The sequence below is a fragment of the Streptomyces sp. NPDC046859 genome (genome assembly GCF_040645135.1).
GTDB lineage: Bacteria > Actinomycetota > Actinomycetes > Streptomycetales > Streptomycetaceae > Streptomyces.
On sequence record NZ_JBEYXR010000001.1, the window covers coordinates 342936 to 357387 of the forward strand.

At 71.9% G+C, this 14452-nt stretch carries 13 protein-coding genes; 3 read left to right on the plus strand and 10 right to left on the minus strand.

Annotation, left to right across the window (positions count from 1 at the left end):
- Nucleotides 1-2 precede the first annotated feature (2 nt).
- On the minus strand, nucleotides 3-1424 hold the full coding sequence (locus tag ABZ899_RS01580; protein ID WP_361339169.1) for a sugar ABC transporter substrate-binding protein: 1422 nt from the start codon (nucleotides 1422-1424) through the stop codon (nucleotides 3-5).
- Between the two features lie 170 nt (nucleotides 1425-1594).
- On the opposite strand from ABZ899_RS01580, the gene ABZ899_RS01585 reads away from it, so the two are divergent.
- Complete coding sequence (locus ABZ899_RS01585; protein WP_361339172.1) at nucleotides 1595-3058, plus strand: FGGY-family carbohydrate kinase; 1464 nt, start codon at nucleotides 1595-1597, stop codon at nucleotides 3056-3058.
- Entirely contained in the window at nucleotides 3055-3705 is a 651-nt protein-coding gene (locus tag ABZ899_RS01590; RefSeq protein WP_361339175.1) for a histidine phosphatase family protein, read from the plus strand. The genes ABZ899_RS01585 and ABZ899_RS01590 overlap by 4 nt, the downstream gene beginning before the upstream one ends.
- A gap of 128 nt (nucleotides 3706-3833) precedes the next feature.
- Here ABZ899_RS01590 and ABZ899_RS01595 read toward each other — a convergent pair whose 3' ends face one another.
- The 8 genes from ABZ899_RS01595 to ABZ899_RS01630 all read right to left on the minus strand — a co-directional run bounded on the left by ABZ899_RS01595 (nucleotide 3834) and on the right by ABZ899_RS01630 (nucleotide 12447).
- The gene (locus ABZ899_RS01595) at nucleotides 3834-4475 is read right to left on the minus strand and encodes a superoxide dismutase (RefSeq protein WP_361339178.1); all 642 of its coding nucleotides are present in this window, start codon (nucleotides 4473-4475) and stop codon (nucleotides 3834-3836) included.
- 104 nt (nucleotides 4476-4579) lie between these two features.
- The gene (locus ABZ899_RS01600) at nucleotides 4580-5971 is read right to left on the minus strand and encodes an amino acid permease (protein WP_361339181.1); all 1392 of its coding nucleotides are present in this window, start codon (nucleotides 5969-5971) and stop codon (nucleotides 4580-4582) included.
- A 121-nt stretch (nucleotides 5972-6092) separates the two neighbouring features.
- On the minus strand, nucleotides 6093-6989 hold the full coding sequence (locus ABZ899_RS01605; protein ID WP_361339183.1) for a TauD/TfdA family dioxygenase: 897 nt from the start codon (nucleotides 6987-6989) through the stop codon (nucleotides 6093-6095).
- A 27-nt stretch (nucleotides 6990-7016) separates the two neighbouring features.
- Entirely contained in the window at nucleotides 7017-8357 is a 1341-nt protein-coding gene (locus ABZ899_RS01610; protein ID WP_361339186.1) for an LLM class flavin-dependent oxidoreductase, read from the minus strand.
- A 50-nt stretch (nucleotides 8358-8407) separates the two neighbouring features.
- A complete protein-coding gene (locus ABZ899_RS01615) occupies nucleotides 8408-9121 on the minus strand; it encodes an ABC transporter ATP-binding protein (protein ID WP_361339189.1) in 714 nt (237 codons plus the stop codon).
- Nucleotides 9097-9945: an ABC transporter permease gene (locus ABZ899_RS01620; RefSeq protein ID WP_361339192.1), complete on the minus strand. Its 849-nt coding sequence runs from the start codon at nucleotides 9943-9945 to the stop codon at nucleotides 9097-9099. The genes ABZ899_RS01615 and ABZ899_RS01620 overlap by 25 nt, the downstream gene beginning before the upstream one ends.
- Before the next feature lie 5 nt (nucleotides 9946-9950).
- Nucleotides 9951-11015 carry an ABC transporter substrate-binding protein gene (locus tag ABZ899_RS01625; protein ID WP_361339195.1) on the minus strand — a complete coding sequence of 355 codons (1065 nt, stop codon included), beginning with the start codon at nucleotides 11013-11015 and terminating at the stop codon, nucleotides 9951-9953.
- A gap of 217 nt (nucleotides 11016-11232) precedes the next feature.
- Nucleotides 11233-12447: an ROK family protein gene (locus ABZ899_RS01630; RefSeq protein WP_361339198.1), complete on the minus strand. Its 1215-nt coding sequence runs from the start codon at nucleotides 12445-12447 to the stop codon at nucleotides 11233-11235.
- A 463-nt stretch (nucleotides 12448-12910) separates the two neighbouring features.
- Here ABZ899_RS01630 and ABZ899_RS01635 point away from each other — a divergent pair, with 463 nt between their 5' ends.
- Nucleotides 12911-13492, plus strand: a complete 582-nt coding sequence (locus ABZ899_RS01635) for a biotin transporter BioY (RefSeq protein ID WP_361339201.1) — start codon at nucleotides 12911-12913, stop codon at nucleotides 13490-13492.
- Nucleotides 13493-13574: 82 nt separating this feature from the next.
- Here ABZ899_RS01635 and ABZ899_RS01640 read toward each other — a convergent pair whose 3' ends face one another.
- The gene (locus ABZ899_RS01640; protein ID WP_361339203.1) at nucleotides 13575-14303 is read right to left on the minus strand and encodes an LPXTG cell wall anchor domain-containing protein; all 729 of its coding nucleotides are present in this window, start codon (nucleotides 14301-14303) and stop codon (nucleotides 13575-13577) included.
- Between the last annotated feature and the right edge of the window lie 149 nt (nucleotides 14304-14452).

The window sequence follows — 14452 nt, forward strand, 5'->3', positions numbered from 1 at the left end:
CGCTAGTCCACCTTGCCGGCGAGGTCGCCCGCCAGGTCGTCGAGCACCTGCTTCGCGCCCTGGCCGCCGTAGATCTCCTGGAGGGCGGCGGCCCAGCTGGTGGTGGCGTCGAAGAACTGCTCCTGCGGGGTGAACTGGATCCTCGTCCGGTCGACGACGGTCTCGAAGGTCTCGATGAAGCCGGGCAGGTGCTTCATCTTGTCCTTGTAGGCGGGGTCCTCGGCGACCGACTTCCGTACCGGGTCGATGTGGTTGTGCCGGATCGCGCTCCTGCGCAGGTGCTCCCTGCCGGTCGCCCACTGCAGGAACAGCCAGGCGGCGCTCTTCTTCCGGCTCCTTGCGTTCATGCCGAGCGACCAGATCCACATGTTGGTGGCCAGCGACCCGTCGGGCCCCTTGGGGCCGGGGTGGAAGGCGATCTTCCCGGAGGCCGGGCTGGCGCCCTCGACCGCCTGGAAGTAGGCGGCGGTGTCCGCGTCGAACAGCATCCCGGCCTTCCTCGCGCCCAGGTCGCTGGAGCACTGGTACCAGGTGTACGACGTCCACGACGGCGGCCCGCCCTGCTTGACCATGGCGGCCCAGTCCCGGGTGAACGCGACGGCCTCGGGGCTGTTCATCGCCGGTGTGAGCTTCCCGCCCTCGACCGTGAAGTCCTTCAGCCCGTTGCGGGCGTACATGGTCATGAAGCCGGGGTGGATCGTCGCCCAGCTCCGCGAGCCGCGCACGGCGATCCCGTACATGCCGTCGAACCCGGCGCCCGGCGCCTTCCGCTTGATGGTCCCGGCGATGTCGCGCAGCTCGTCGAAGGTCTCGGCGGGCCTGAGGCCCAGCTTCCTGAACACCTCCGTGTTGTAGGCGACGACGTTGGTCTCCCAGCCCCACGGCAGCGCGTACTGCCCGCCCTGCCCGAGCGGGGCCCCCGCCTTCAGGGACCACTGGTCCGCCTGGAGGAGGTTGGGGAAGAAGTCGGCCTGGTCCCATTCGGCGCCGGTGGCCGAGGAGTTGCGCATCCAGGGCCCCAGGTCCTCCAGCCAGCCGGGCGGCCCGTACTGCCACACCATGTACGCGCCCAGCATGAAGACGTCGTAGGAGGCGCGTCCGCTGGACAGGTCGACGGTGAGCTTGTCGAAGTAGTTGTCCTCGGGGAAGACGTCGTACTCGACCTCGATGCCGGTCTTCTCGGTGAACGACTTCAGATCGGCTATCAGTGCGTCCGTGTACGGGTGCTTGTTCAGCAGGGCCTTGACGGTCGTGCCCTTCTCCCGCCGCCAGTCGAAGGAGCCGGTGACGTCGTCCGCCGCCGAGCCGTCGCTCTTGTCGTCCCCGCCGCCGAACCCGGTCCCGCAGGCGGTCAGCAGGGGCGAGGCGGCCAGGGCGGCGCCCAGCGCCAGGAAGCGCCGGCGGTCGTGCGCGTGCGTGTCCATCCGTGACCTCCACGTGGGGCTCGGGCCATCCGGGTGCGAGAGGGGCCAACACGGCGAGTCGAGTCGTTAACAGAGGGTGGAACCAAGGAAGTTGGGCGTCAATCCCTCGCGCACGGGAAAATATCGGTGCAGAGTGAGAAGTTAACGTTTCCAACTGTGCGGGGGACCGGATGGCGGACCGGGACGACGTGGCCTGGCTCGGGATCGACCTGGGCACCCAGAGCGTGCGCGCCCTGCTCGTCACCGGGGACGGCACGGTCCTCGGCGGCGGGTCGGCGCCGCTGACCGGACGGCGCGACGGCGTACGGCACGAACAGGACCCGGCCGGCTGGTGGGACGGCCTGTGCGCGGCCACCCGGGCCGCGCTGCGCGGGCGGGCGGGGACCCGGATCGGGGGGCTCGCGCTCTGCGGCACGTCCGGGACCGTCCTGCTCACCGACGGCGCCGGCCACCCGACGAGCCCCGCGCTCATGTACGACGACGCCCGCGCGACACAGCAGGCGGCGCGGGTGCGCGGGGCGGGGCTCGCCATGCAGGACACCTGGGCGCTGCCGAAGGCCCTGTGGCTGACCGAGACCCACGGGCCGGGCCGGATCACCCACCAGCCGGACCTGATGGTCCTGCTGCTCACCGGCGTCCTGCCCCCGGCCGACTCCAGTCACGCCCTGAAGACCGGTTACGACCCGGAGCGCGGCGCCTGGCCGGACGCGCTGGCCCGGCTCGGCCTGCCCGGCGAGGCGGTCCCGGACGTCGTGCCGCCAGGCACCCGGCTCGGCGAGGTCTCCGCGTCCGCCGCCGACGCCACCGGCATCCCCGCCGGCACCCCCGTCGTCGCCGGCATGACCGACGGCTGCGCGGCCCAGATCGCCTCCGCCGCGCTGCGCCCCGGCGCCTGGAACTCGGTGCTCGGCACCACCCTCGTCCTCAAGGGCGCGTCCCTCACCCCGGTCCGCGACCCGGCCGGCGTGGTCTACAACCACCGCGCCCCCGACGGCAGCTGGCTGCCCGGCGGCGCCTCCAGCGTGGGCGCGGGCGTCCTCACGGCCGCGTTCCCCGGCGCCGACCCCGCCGCCATGGACGAGCGGGCCGCCGCCCACGAGCCGTCCGGCGCGGTCACCTATCCGCTGGTCTCGCCCGGCGAGCGGTTCCCGTTCCTGGCGCCCGGCGCCACCTCGCTCGTCCTCGGCGAACCGGAGTCGGACGCCGACCTGTGGGCCGGACTCCTCCAGGGCGTCGCCTTCGCCGAACGCCTGTGCCTGGACTACCTGCACCACCTCGGCGCCCCGGTCGACGGCCCGCTCACCTTCACCGGCGGCGCGGCCCGCAGCCCGTACTGGAACCAGCTGCGCGCCGACGTGCTGGGCCGGCCGGCCCGGGTGCCCCGGCAGACCGAACCGGCCCTGGGGATGGCCGCGCTGGCGGCGTACGGCACGGGCGCCGCGCCGGGGCTCACGGACGCCGCGGAGGCCATGGTCCGCCTCGGCCCGGCCGTCGAACCCCGGCCCGGGCGCACCGCCCTCTTCGCCGGGCCCTACGCCCGCCTGGTCGACGAGCTGACCGCCCGCGGCTGGCTGCCCCCGCCGGTCGCGGCGCACGCGCACGCCCGCCTTGACGGGGATACTGCCGACTCATGACCACGCGCACGAGCACGACGCTGCTGCTGGCCCGGCACGGGCAGACCGTCTGGCACGCCGAGAACCGCTACGCCGGGGTCAGCGACGTGCCCCTCACCGGCACCGGACGGGCCCAGGCCGAGGCGCTCGGCCGCTGGGCCGCCGCCCACCCGGTCGACGCGATCTGGACCTCGCCGCTGTCCCGGGCCGTCGTCACCGCCGAGCCCGCCTGCCGTGCCCTCGGCCTGACCCCGCGCCGCGAACCCGGGCTGCGCGAATGCGACTTCGGCGTCCTGGAGGGCCGTACGCTCGCCGAGTTCGCCAGCGAGGACCCGGCCGCCGCGGCGGCGTACCGCGCCGATCCGGTGGCGCACCCGTTCCCCGGCGCCGAGGACCCGGCCGCCGCCGCGGCGCGCGGGGTCGCCGCCCTGCGCCGGGTCGCCGCCCGGCACCCGGGCGGGCGTGTGCTAGTGGTCGCCCACAACACCCTGCTGCGGCTGGTGCTGTGCACCCTGCTGTCCATCCCGGCCCGGGAGTACCGCAGGGTGTTCCCGCGGCTGCGCAACACCGCCCTCAGCGAACTGCGCCTGGCCCCCGACGGATCGGCCGCGCTGCTCTCCCTGAACGTGCCCTGCGAGCCCGAGCCGCGCGGCCCGTCGGCCCCGTGACGGAGACGACCTTGGCGCCCCGGACACCGGAGGCCCCCGTGCGTCACGTCCGCGCGGGGGCCTCCGTCCTTCCGCCTGCCGTGCGTGAGCGGTGAGAAGACGATCACGAGGCAGGACGACTCACGGGGTCAGGGGGCGAGCAGCAGCACATCGGCGCGGGAGCGGGCGGCCGCGTACCGCGCGGCGACGTCCCTCCAGTCGACGACCTGCCACATCGCCTCGATGAAGTCCACCTTCTGGTTGCGGTACTGCAGGTAGAAGGCGTGCTCCCAGGCGTCGAAGACCAGGATCGGGGTGGCGCCCTGGCCCACGTTGCCCTGGTGGTCGTAGACCTGCTCGACGATCAGCCGGCCGCTCAGCGGCTCGTACGCGAGCACCCCCCAGCCCGAGCCCTGGGTGGTCGCGGCGGCCTTGGACAGCTGCGCCTTGAAGCGGGGGAAGGAGCCGAAGGACTCGGCGATGGCGTCGGCGAGCTCGCCCACACCGTCCTTCTCCAGCGGCTCGCCGCCTCCGTCGCCGGACATGTTCCGCCAGTAGATGCTGTGCAGGATGTGCCCCGACAGATGGAAGGCCAGGCTCTTCTCCAGCCCGTTGATCTGCCCCCACGCCTCCTTGTCCCGCGCCTCGGCCAGCTGCTCCAGCGTGTCGTTGGCGCCCTTCACATAGGCCGCGTGGTGCTTGTCGTGATGCAGCTCGATGATCTCGGGGCTGATCACGGGCGCGAGCGCGGCGTAGTCGTAGGGCAGGTCCGGGAGTGTGTAGACGGGCATGGAGGTCCCCTCAGAGCGCTTGTTGCAAGTGGCTTGCAACAACAAGCTAACAGCAAAAAGCCCCCGTGTGGATCACACGGGGGCTTCGCGGGGTGCCGGACCGGTCAGGTCCTGGCGCGCGAGCGCTGCCAGGCGTACCCGGCCGCCGCCAGGAACAGGGTCATCGCGCCCGTGGAGTACAGCTGCACCCGGGTGTCGGGCTCGCGGGCCATCAGCACGAAGATCGCGGCCATACCGGCCAGCGCCACCCACGTCAGCGCCGGGAACGCCCACATCCGCACGACCAGCTTCTGAGGCGTCTCGCGCTCCAGACGGCGGCGCAGCCGCAGCTGGGAGACCGCGATGAAGATCCAGACGACCAGGATGACCGCGCCGATCATGTTCAGCAGCCACGGGAAGACGTCGTCAGGACGCCAGTACGACAGGACGACGCACACGAAGCCGAAGACGGACGACGCGAGGACCGCGACCCTCGGCACCCCGCCCGACACCCGGCCCAGCGCCGCCGGGCCCTGGCCCCGCCGGACGAGGGAGTAGGCGATGCGCGACGAGCCGTAGATGTTGGCGTTCATGGCGCTCAGCAGGGCGACCAGGATCACCACGTTCATCAGCTGCCCGGCGCCGGGGATGCCGAGCCGGTCGAGGGTGGCCACGTAGGGGCCGTCCTCGACGACCGCCGCCGAGTTCCAGGGGACCAGGGTGACCACGACGGCCATCGAGCCGATGTAGAACAGGGCGATCCGCCACATGGCCGTGCGCACCGCGCGCGCCACCCCGCTGACCGGGTCCTCCGACTCGGCCGCCGCGATGGTGACCGTCTCCATGCCGCCGTAGGCGAACACCGACGCCAGCAGGCCGATGATCAGCCCGTCGGTGCCGTTCGGCAGGAAGCCGCCCTCACCGGTGAGGTGCGCGGTCCCGGGCGCGTCGGCGCCGGGCAGCAGGCCGGCGATGGCCAGCCCGCCCAGCACCAGGAACAGCGCGATCGCGCCGACCTTCAGCGCGGCGAACCAGAACTCGAACTCCCCGAAGTTCTTCACCGCGGCCAGGTTCGCGCCGCAGAACACCACCATGAACAGGGCCACCCAGGCCCACTCCGGGGTGCCGGGCAGCCAGCCCGTGACGATCTTCGCCGCGCCGATGCCCTCCAGCCCGACGGCCGTGCACAGCAGGACCCAGAAGGACCAGCCGGCGGTGAACCCCGCCCAGGGGCCGATCGCCCGCTCGGCGTGCGCGGAGAAGGAACCGGAGGAGGGATACGCGGCCGACATCTCGCCGAGCATCCGCATCACCAGCATCACGAGGAGGCCGGAGACGACATAGGCGACGACGATCGACGGTCCGGCGGCGGCGATCCCGGCCCCGGACCCCACGAACAGGCCGGCGCCGATGACACCGCCGAGGGCGATCATCGACAGATGGCGCTGCTTGAGGCCGTGGGACAGGGAGACATCGGCCGCCTCGGGAGGCGTCGACTCGGTGGTGCTGTGCTGCATGGGAGCGGCTCGTCCAATGCGTGAGAGGGTAAAAAACCCCCACAGCATGGGCAGCCTCTCCGCTCAGGAGGAGAGGCTGCCCACTATGCGGACACCGGCCGCACCCTGTGTGACTCCCGCGTCACGCCGCGACCGGCGTGTAGTGCGAGGCGTCCCCCTCGATCGAGTAGCTCGCCTTCCCCTCGATGCCGACCGGCACGTCACCGGCGACGGTCACCCGGTGCAGACGGCGCGGCCGGCCGTCGTAGTTGTCGACCGCGTAGTGCTGCGTGATGCGGTTGTCGAAGACGACCAGCTGGTTCTCCGACCAGCGGTGGCGCAGGATGTTCTCCGGCCGGGTGACGTACGCCTGGAGCAGGTCGAGGATCTTGCGGGACTCGCCCGGCGACAGCCCCACGATCCGCTGCGCGAACCCGCCGATGAACAGGCCGCGTTCACCGGTCAGCGGATGGACGCGCACCACCGGGTGGGCCGTGCGGTACGTGATCGAGGTGAATTGGGCGCGCTGCGCCGCCTGCTGCTCGTCGATCTCCTCGTCCGGCACCGCGTAGTCGTAGTCGTTGGTGTGCTCCGCCCACAGGGTGTCCGCCAGTGTGCGCAGCGGTTCGGGCAGCTGGCGGTAGGCGGCCGCCGCGTTCGCGATCAGCGTCTCGCCGCCGTACGGCGGGAGGGTGATGCTGCGCAGGGTCGTGGCCTGCGGCGGGTTGAGGACGAACGTGACGTCGGTGTGCCAGTGGTTGGCGGCACGGCCCCGCTCGCTGTCCACGGGCAGCACGTTCGGGGCGCCGGCGATCGAGGAGACCGTCGGGTGGGCGGTGGTGACGTCGCCGAAGTGCCGGACGAAGTCCTGGTGGCCGGCGTCGTCCAGGTCCACGTCGTCCAGGACGAGCGCCTTGTGGACGTTGAGGGCCTCACGCAGCGCGGTGACGGTCTCCTCGGCGAGCGGCCGGGAGATGTCGACGCCGGACACACGGGCCCCGATGTGCGCGGTGATCTTCTGGATCTCGATGTCTGACACGGATGGTCCTTCCGGTAGGCGTCTGGTTCAGACGAGGGCGTTCTCGCGGACGGTGTACTGGTTGGCGGGGCGCGGCAGCCCGTAGCGCTCGCGCAGCGTGCGGCGCGGGCCGTACGCGGTGCGCAGCAGGCCGCGCTCGCGCAGGATCGGCACCACCTGGTCCACGAAGGCGTCCAGACCGGACGGGAGCACCGGCGGCATGATGTTGAAGCCGTCGGCGGCTCCTTGCGTGAACCACGTCTCGATGGCGTCGGCGACCTGCTCGGGCGTACCGGCGAAGGTGAGGTGGCCGCGCCCGCCGCCGAGCCGTCCGATCAGCTGCCGGACCGTGAGGCGCTCGCGCCGGGCCAGCTGCACGACGAGCGTGTACCGGCTCTTGGCGCCCTCGACGGCGTCCTCGGACGGCAGGTCGGCGGGCAATGGGCCGTCCAGCTCGAGGGTGCCCGGCTCCAGCTGCAGCAGACTCTCCAGCCGGGCCACGCCGTGCGTGTGCACGATGTGGTCCTCCAGCACCCGCTCGGCCGCCCGGGCCTCGGCCTCGGTGGATCCGATCACCGGGACGATGCCCGGCAGCACCTTGATGTGGTCGGGGTCCCGGCCCGCCTCGGCGGTACGGGCCTTGAGGTCGGCGTAGAAGGCCCGCGCGTCCTCGATGGTCTGCTGCGCCGTGAACACGGCCTCCGCGTGGCGCGCGGCGAAGCGCTTGCCGTCCTCGCTCGACCCGGCCTGTACGAGCAGCGGGTACCCCTGCGGGCTGCGCGGGACGTTGAGCGCCCCCTCGACCCGGAAGTACGTCCCCCGGTGCCGCGGCGGATGGATCTTGCTGTCGTCGCCCCACACGCCGGCCGCCTTGTCGGCGACGATCGCGTCGTCCTCCCAGCTGTCCCACAGCTTCCGGGCGACGTCCAGGAACTCGGCGGCCCGGGCGTACCGCTCGGCGTGCGCGGGCTCCGCGTCCAGGCCGAAGTTCCGGGCGGCCTCGGCACCGGCGGTGGTGACGATGTTCCAGCCGGCCCGGCCGCCGCTGACGATGTCCAGCGAGGCGAACTTGCGGGCCAGGTTGTAGGGCGAGTTGTAGGACGTGGAGGCGGTGGCGATCAGCCCGATGTGCTCGGTGGCCGTGGCCAGCGCGGTGAGCAGCGTCAGCGGCTCCAGGGCGCCGGCGGGCCGCTGCGCGAGGTTGCTCCACAGCTGGGGGCCGTCGGCGAGGAAGAGCGAGTCGAAGGTGCCGCGCTCGGCGGTCCGCGCCAGCCGTACATGGTGGGCGAGGTCGACGTGCGCGTACGGATCGCTCTCCGGAAGCCGCCAGGAGGCCTCGTGATGGCCGGTGTTCATGAGGAAGGCGTTGAGGTGGAGCTGTCGGGTCATGGGAGTCCTAGGTCGGGGTCGCGGGGGAGTGCGGTCGCGCGGGCCGGTGGTCACCTCAGGTCCTCGGTCACGCCGAGCGCCGCGAGCAGCCGTTCGCGGTACGCCGACCGGGGCGTGTCGCGGTCGATCGTCACGTCGAGCCCGATCCGGCCGTGCTCCAGGACGAGCACCCGGTCGGCGAGCACGATCGCCTCGTCGACGTCGTGGGTGACGAGCAGGACGGACGGGCGGTGGCGTTGCCACAGCTCCCGCAGCAGGTTGTGCATCCTGATCCGGGTCAGGGCGTCCAGCGCCCCGAACGGCTCGTCGGCCAGCAGCAGTTCCGGCTCGCGCACCAGGGAGCGCGCCAGCGCGGCCCGCTGCGCCTCGCCACCGGACAGCTCGTTCGGCCAGGCCCGCTCCCGGCCCTTCAGCCCGACCTCGGCGAGGGCCTCGCGGCCCCGCTCCGCCGCGTCCTTGCCGTCGAGGCCGAGGAGGACGTTGTCCAGGACCCGGCGCCAGGGCAGCAGCCGGGCGTCCTGGAAGACCACGGACACCCGCTCCGGGGCGGTCAGCTGCCCGCTGCCTGTCACGTGGTGGTCCAGGCCCGCGACGGCCCGCAGCAGCGTGCTCTTGCCGGAGCCGCTGTGCCCGAGCAGGGCCGTGAACTGGCCGGCGGGCAGGTCGAGGTCGATGCCGTCGAGGACGGTCCGTCCGTCGAAGGACCGGGTCAGACCGCGCAGTTGCACGGCGGGACGGGTCAGCTGCTCAGTGTGCGGCGCCACGACAGCACCCTCCGTTCGATGAGGCGGACCGCGCTGTCGGAGACCAGGCCGAAGACGCCGTAGACGACGAGGCCGACGAGGATGACGTCCGTCTGGCCGTAGTTCTGCGCCTGGAACATCATGTAGCCGAGGCCGCTGGTGGCGTTGATCTGCTCCAGTACCACCAGGCCCAGCCAGGACCCGGTCACGCCGAGCCGCAGCCCGACGAAGAAGCCGGGCAGCGCGCCCGGGACGACGATCTGCCGGATGAAGCGGAACCGGTTCAGGCCCTGCACCTCGGCGAGTTCCACGAAGCGGCTGTCGATGCCGGACAGCGCGGCATGGGTGTTCAGATAGATCGGGATGTAGACGACGATGGCGATGATCGCGATCTTGAAGGTCTCGCCGATGCCCAGCCACAGGATGAACAGCGGGATGAGACCCAGCGTCGGGATGGCCCGGTTGAGGTTGACCGTCCCGTCGATCAGCGCCTCCCCGGTCCGGGTGAGCCCGGACGCCAGGGCGAGGACGACACCGGCGGTGAGCCCGAGGACGAACCCGGTCCCGGCCCGCTGCAAGGACGTCAGGATGTCGTCCGGCAGGGACCCGCCCGTCCACAGGTGGGCGCCGGTCTCCACGACGGTCCACGGCGCCGGGATCGCGCCGGGGTCGAGCGCACCGGCGGCGGAGGCGGCGGCCCACAGCGCGACGAGCAGCAGGGGACCGGCGAGCCGGGCGGCGGGCAGACGCCGGCCGGGGGCCAGGGGGCGGCGCCGGCGGACGCGGCGGTCCGGTCTGGCCAGAGGCGGTGCCTCTGTCACGGTCGTGGTGGTCGTGGTGGTCATGACGGTCACCTCCGGTATTCGGCGGGCACGGACTTGGCCGCGATGCCCTCGAAGCGGTGGTCGAAGAGCTCGCCGACGTCGAACTTCTTCACGAAGCCGCCCCTCGCGAGCAGATCGGCGGTCTCCTGCTCCCACGTGATGGCCTCGCGCCAGGACGGCGGGAACAGCGGCTTGTTGGCGAGTTCCGTGATCGCCTCGGCCTGCGCGAGGGACAGGTTCTGCGTCTTGACGTAGAACTCCCGGTTCCAGACGTCCGGGTGCTCGTACGCCCACACCTGGCCCTTGGCCCAGTACGGGATGTAGGCGGCGACCGCGGCGGCCTTCGCCTTGTCGTTCAGCACGGAGACCGGCGCCCACAGCAGGTTCAGCAGGTCGACGACGTCGGTGACGACGGTGCGGGCGCCCTTGCCCTCGTACTGCTTCAGATAGGCGGGGGCCTGGCTGTTGGCGAGCGGGGCGACGTCGACCTGGCCGGACTGCAGGGCGGTGAGGAACTGGTTGCTGGTCAGCGGGACCAGCTCCACGTCGTCGTACTTCAGGCCGGCCTTGTTCAGGGCCCGCAGCAGGACGACGCCCTGCGCCTGGCCCTGCGAGAACGCCAGGCGCCTGCCCTTGAAGTCCGCGACCGTGCGGATGTCGCTGCCGGGCTTGGTGGCGAAGAGGTAGTTCGGCTTGCGGGTGATGTTGATCGCCACGATCTTCGCGTCGAAGCCCTGGTAGTGCGCCTGGATCGGCGGGATGCCCGCGTTGTTGGCCACGTCCAGGGACCCGGAGCGGAAGGCGTTGATGACGTCGGGACCCGCGCCGATGTTCAGCCAACTGCCCACCTCGAACGGTGGATCACCCAACTTCGCCAGCTTGAACTGCAGTTGCTGGACGTTCTGATACGAGGCGATCTTCAACGAGGTGCCCGCGGGCACCTTGTCGGCGAGCGGGGCGGTCGAGGCGCCCTCGCTGTCGGCGGCCGCGCCGCCGGCGCAGCCGCTGAGGCCCGCGACACCGGCCACGGTGCCGAGCACCGAGGTGAGGAAGAGCCGTCGGTCGACACCCGACACGGGGGAGGAAGGCATGGGAGGACTCCATGAAGAGTGGGAAACGGAAATAGGCATGCGGAATTCAGGAAGGGGGCCGTGAAAGGGCCGGGAAAAGAGAATTCACGCAGGAGGTGATGAGCGCTTCACACGCGGCGACGTGTCAGCAACAGTGGGTGCGACAGCTCACGAACAGGCTCATGACCAGCATGTTCCCGGTCGCGAGTGACCCCTGTCAATATTCGGAGTTTCTGAATTAAATAGCGTCAGGCAGTGCGCCCGCGGACGCGCCCAAGGGGTCCCGGTAGAGCACGTCCAGAGCCACCGAACCACCCGCCACCGCCAGCACGGAATCCGGGAAACTCGACGGTACGACCGACTCCGCGCGCGCGTCGCCCACCGCGGCGCGCAGCGCGCCGAGACAGTCCCCCCGGCTGAGGACACCGATCTCCGTGACCACCACGGTCTCCGGGTTGAGCACGTCGAGCAGCAGCCCCACGGCCCGGCCCGTCATCCGCGCCCGCTCGGTCAGCAGCCGCACGGCCGCCGTGTCCCCGTCGCGCGCGGCACGCACCACGTGCCGGGGGTTCGTGCCGCCGATGACCCCGGCCGCCCGCGCCCGGCGGCACAGCGTCCGCTCGCTCAACTCGGCCTGGAGGCACCCCGTCCGGCCGCAGGCGCACCGCTCCGTGCCGCCCGGCACCGGCAGGTGCGCGATCGTGCCGGCCTGCGAGCGGGGACCGTGGTGCACCTCGTCGTTCGTCGCGAACGCCGCGTCGACCACGTTGCCGACGAACAGGTGCAGCACACTGCGGCTGCCGCGCGCCCGCCCGAACAGCCGCTCCGCGTTCACCAACGCCCGCGCGTGCCCGTCCACATGGACCGGCAGCCCGGTGCGGGCGCCGAGCACGTCACGCACCGGCACCTCGCGCCAGCCCAGCAGCGGATGCTCGACGACCACCCCCGAGGCCCGGTCCACCCAGCCCCCGGCGGCGAAGCCGACACCGAGCGGCCGGACACCGGGACGTGCGTCGAGCAGCCCGGCCAGCGCGTCGGCGGCCCCGTCCAGGACGTCGTACGGATCGACCGCGCCGGAGTGCGGCACCTCCCGCACCGCCACGACCCGGCCGCGCAGATCGAGCAGCGCCACCGTGGTGTACGGCACCGCCACATGCACCCCGCCGACCACGAGCCGCGAGTCGTCCAGGTCGACCGGTACGTGCGGGCGCCCGACCCCGCCGGACGCCCGGGGCGCCGCCGCCTCGCGGATCAGCCCCAGCCCGGTGAGGTGGGCGCAGTGGCCGGTCACCGACGCGGGGGACAGCCCGGTCAGCCGGGCGATGGTGCTGCGCGCCACGGGCCCGTGTTCCAGCACCGACCGCAGGACGACGCTGGCACTGGTCCGGCGCCGGTCACGGTCGGCGACACGGGGGATCGGGGACGAAAGAGTGGGTGCCGCGGTACGGGGCATGGGGAGCTTCCTCGGGATCCGGTCCGACACTGCGCCGTGCTGAACGGCGAGCCGGGCCGGGTCACCCGGGCCGGCTCACCCCGGACGGCGACAGGCGGCCGCGCCCACGCGTCGCAGGTCGACGTGGCGACGCGACGTGAAGTTCCGGGACTGAGCGACCATGCGTTCGAAGCTAGCAAAGCGGGCCCGTGCTGCCCAGACGGCGACCGACGGGCGAGACGGTTCTTCATACGCGGGCAACATGATTGGCGGAACCCTACAGTCGCCCCGGAGACCGCCCCTGTGAGCCGTACGTCCCTGCCTCAGTGACCGGCATCACCCCGCACGGGGTGTACCGCACCTCCTTTGTCCGGAGCCCACCAAGCCCGTGATCCCGCCTTTGTCGACCACTGACGGTGAGGGACCGCAACCCCCTGGGATAGCGTCACAGCGTCCCGTACCGCCCTCACCTCGCGGAGTCCCCATGAGCACCGCCGCCGCAGCCCCCGCACGCACCGGGCAGGTCCTCGCCGACCTGCTCCCCGCCTCCCGCGTCCGCGACATCGCGCTCGTCGCCGGCGGCGCCGCCCTCACCGGCCTGGCCGCCCAGATCTCCGTGCCCGTGCCGGGCTCCCCGGTGCCGGTGACCGGCCAGACCCTCGCCGTGCTGCTCGTCGGCACCGCGCTCGGCGCCGGCCGTGGCTTCCTGTCGCTCGCGCTGTACGTGCTGGCCGGCATGGCGGGCGTGCCGTGGTTCGCGCAGGGCACCTCCGGCGCCGCCGCCCCCTCCTTCGGCTACGTCCTCGGCATGGTCCTCGCCGCGACCGTCGTCGGCGCCCTGGCCCGCCGCGGCGCCGACCGCACCGCGCTGCGCACCGTCGGCGCGATGCTGCTGGGCGAGGCGATCATCTACGCCGTCGGCGTCCCCTACCTCGCCCTCGCCACCGGCATGTCGGCGTCCGCCGCGATCGCCGCCGGCCTCGTGCCGTTCCTGATCGGCGACGCGGTGAAGGCCGCCCTGGCGATGGGCGCGCTGCCCACGGCCTGGAAGTTCCTCAACCGCTGACACCACGGCACATGAGCGAGAGGCTCGCCGGTCGCACGCCGACCGGCGAGCCTCCGCTCTTTGTCCCTCCTCCTCCGGGTGATCAGCTCCGCGGGGACCGCCGGGGCCTCCGCAGCTGCGACCACCACAGTCCCGCCGCCCCGGCCGCGAGCAGGGCCGCCCCGGCCGCGCCCAGCGGCAGGACGTCCCGGCCGGGACCGGTCTTGGGCAGCTCGTCGGGGCCCGGCGCCACCGGCTTGTTGTCCGTGCCCAGCAGCAGCGGTGTGGCCGGGGCGTCCGGCGACGGGTTGGTCGTACCGAACGGCACCGGGCCCTGCTGCCAGTACGTCTTCTTGCCGTCCCCCGTCTGGACGGGCAGGCAGATCTTGCCCTCCTTGCGTACGTCGAACGTCGCGTCCACGGCGTACGACTTCGACTCACCGGCGGGGAGATTGTCGAGAGGGCAGGCGAAACCGCTGTTCGAGCCCTCGGGTAGGTTCGTCCGGTCGATGGCCGAGCAGCCCTCGACATTCTTGACCGTCAGGCCGTCGAACCCGACGACCAAAAGCTGGATCTTTCCGCTGTCCTTGGTCCCTTCGTTCTTGACGGTGGCAGTGATCCCGGTTTTCTGCGAACTGTTGTCCACCGAGATTTTCTCGGGCAGTTCGGTGATGAGCTTCACTCCCGCCGGTGCCTCGTCGATGACCTTTCCCCCCTTGCTGCTGCCGGGTCCCTGGTCATCCGCACTGGCAGCGGAAGAGAAGATCATCACTGCCGAGAAAGATGTCGCGACCAGCGATCCCGCAATGGCCGTCGTGCGACGAGAACTCATGTTCGTCCCCCTTGCCTGCGCCTGAATTCGCAGTACTTGAAGAGCTACCACAAGATTTCTCCGCACTATGCTGGTACGGCCTGAAGTGTGACCATTGTGTTTCAATGGCAGATGTCCGATGTGGCATCGAGGGGGTGCAGCGGATTGCC

Bases quoted from the DNA above. Each gene is read 5' to 3' on its own strand.
- ABZ899_RS01630 (WP_361339198.1), bottom strand. From the start codon at position 12,447: ATGCCCCGTACCGCGGCACCCACTCTTTCGTCCCCGATCCCCCGTGTC.
- ABZ899_RS01600 (WP_361339181.1), bottom strand. From the start codon at position 5,971: ATGCAGCACAGCACCACCGAGTCGACGCCTCCCGAGGCGGCCGATGTC.
- ABZ899_RS01620 (WP_361339192.1), bottom strand. From the start codon at position 9,945: ATGACCACCACGACCACCACGACCGTGACAGAGGCACCGCCTCTGGCC.
- ABZ899_RS01595 (WP_361339178.1), bottom strand. From the start codon at position 4,475: ATGCCCGTCTACACACTCCCGGACCTGCCCTACGACTACGCCGCGCTC.
- ABZ899_RS01635 (WP_361339201.1), top strand. From the start codon at position 12,911: ATGAGCACCGCCGCCGCAGCCCCCGCACGCACCGGGCAGGTCCTCGCC.
- ABZ899_RS01625 (WP_361339195.1), bottom strand. From the start codon at position 11,015: ATGCCTTCCTCCCCCGTGTCGGGTGTCGACCGACGGCTCTTCCTCACC.
- ABZ899_RS01640 (WP_361339203.1), bottom strand. From the start codon at position 14,303: ATGAGTTCTCGTCGCACGACGGCCATTGCGGGATCGCTGGTCGCGACA.
- ABZ899_RS01585 (WP_361339172.1), top strand. From the start codon at position 1,595: ATGGCGGACCGGGACGACGTGGCCTGGCTCGGGATCGACCTGGGCACC.
- ABZ899_RS01580 (WP_361339169.1), bottom strand. From the start codon at position 1,424: ATGGACACGCACGCGCACGACCGCCGGCGCTTCCTGGCGCTGGGCGCC.
- ABZ899_RS01610 (WP_361339186.1), bottom strand. From the start codon at position 8,357: ATGACCCGACAGCTCCACCTCAACGCCTTCCTCATGAACACCGGCCAT.
- ABZ899_RS01590 (WP_361339175.1), top strand. From the start codon at position 3,055: ATGACCACGCGCACGAGCACGACGCTGCTGCTGGCCCGGCACGGGCAG.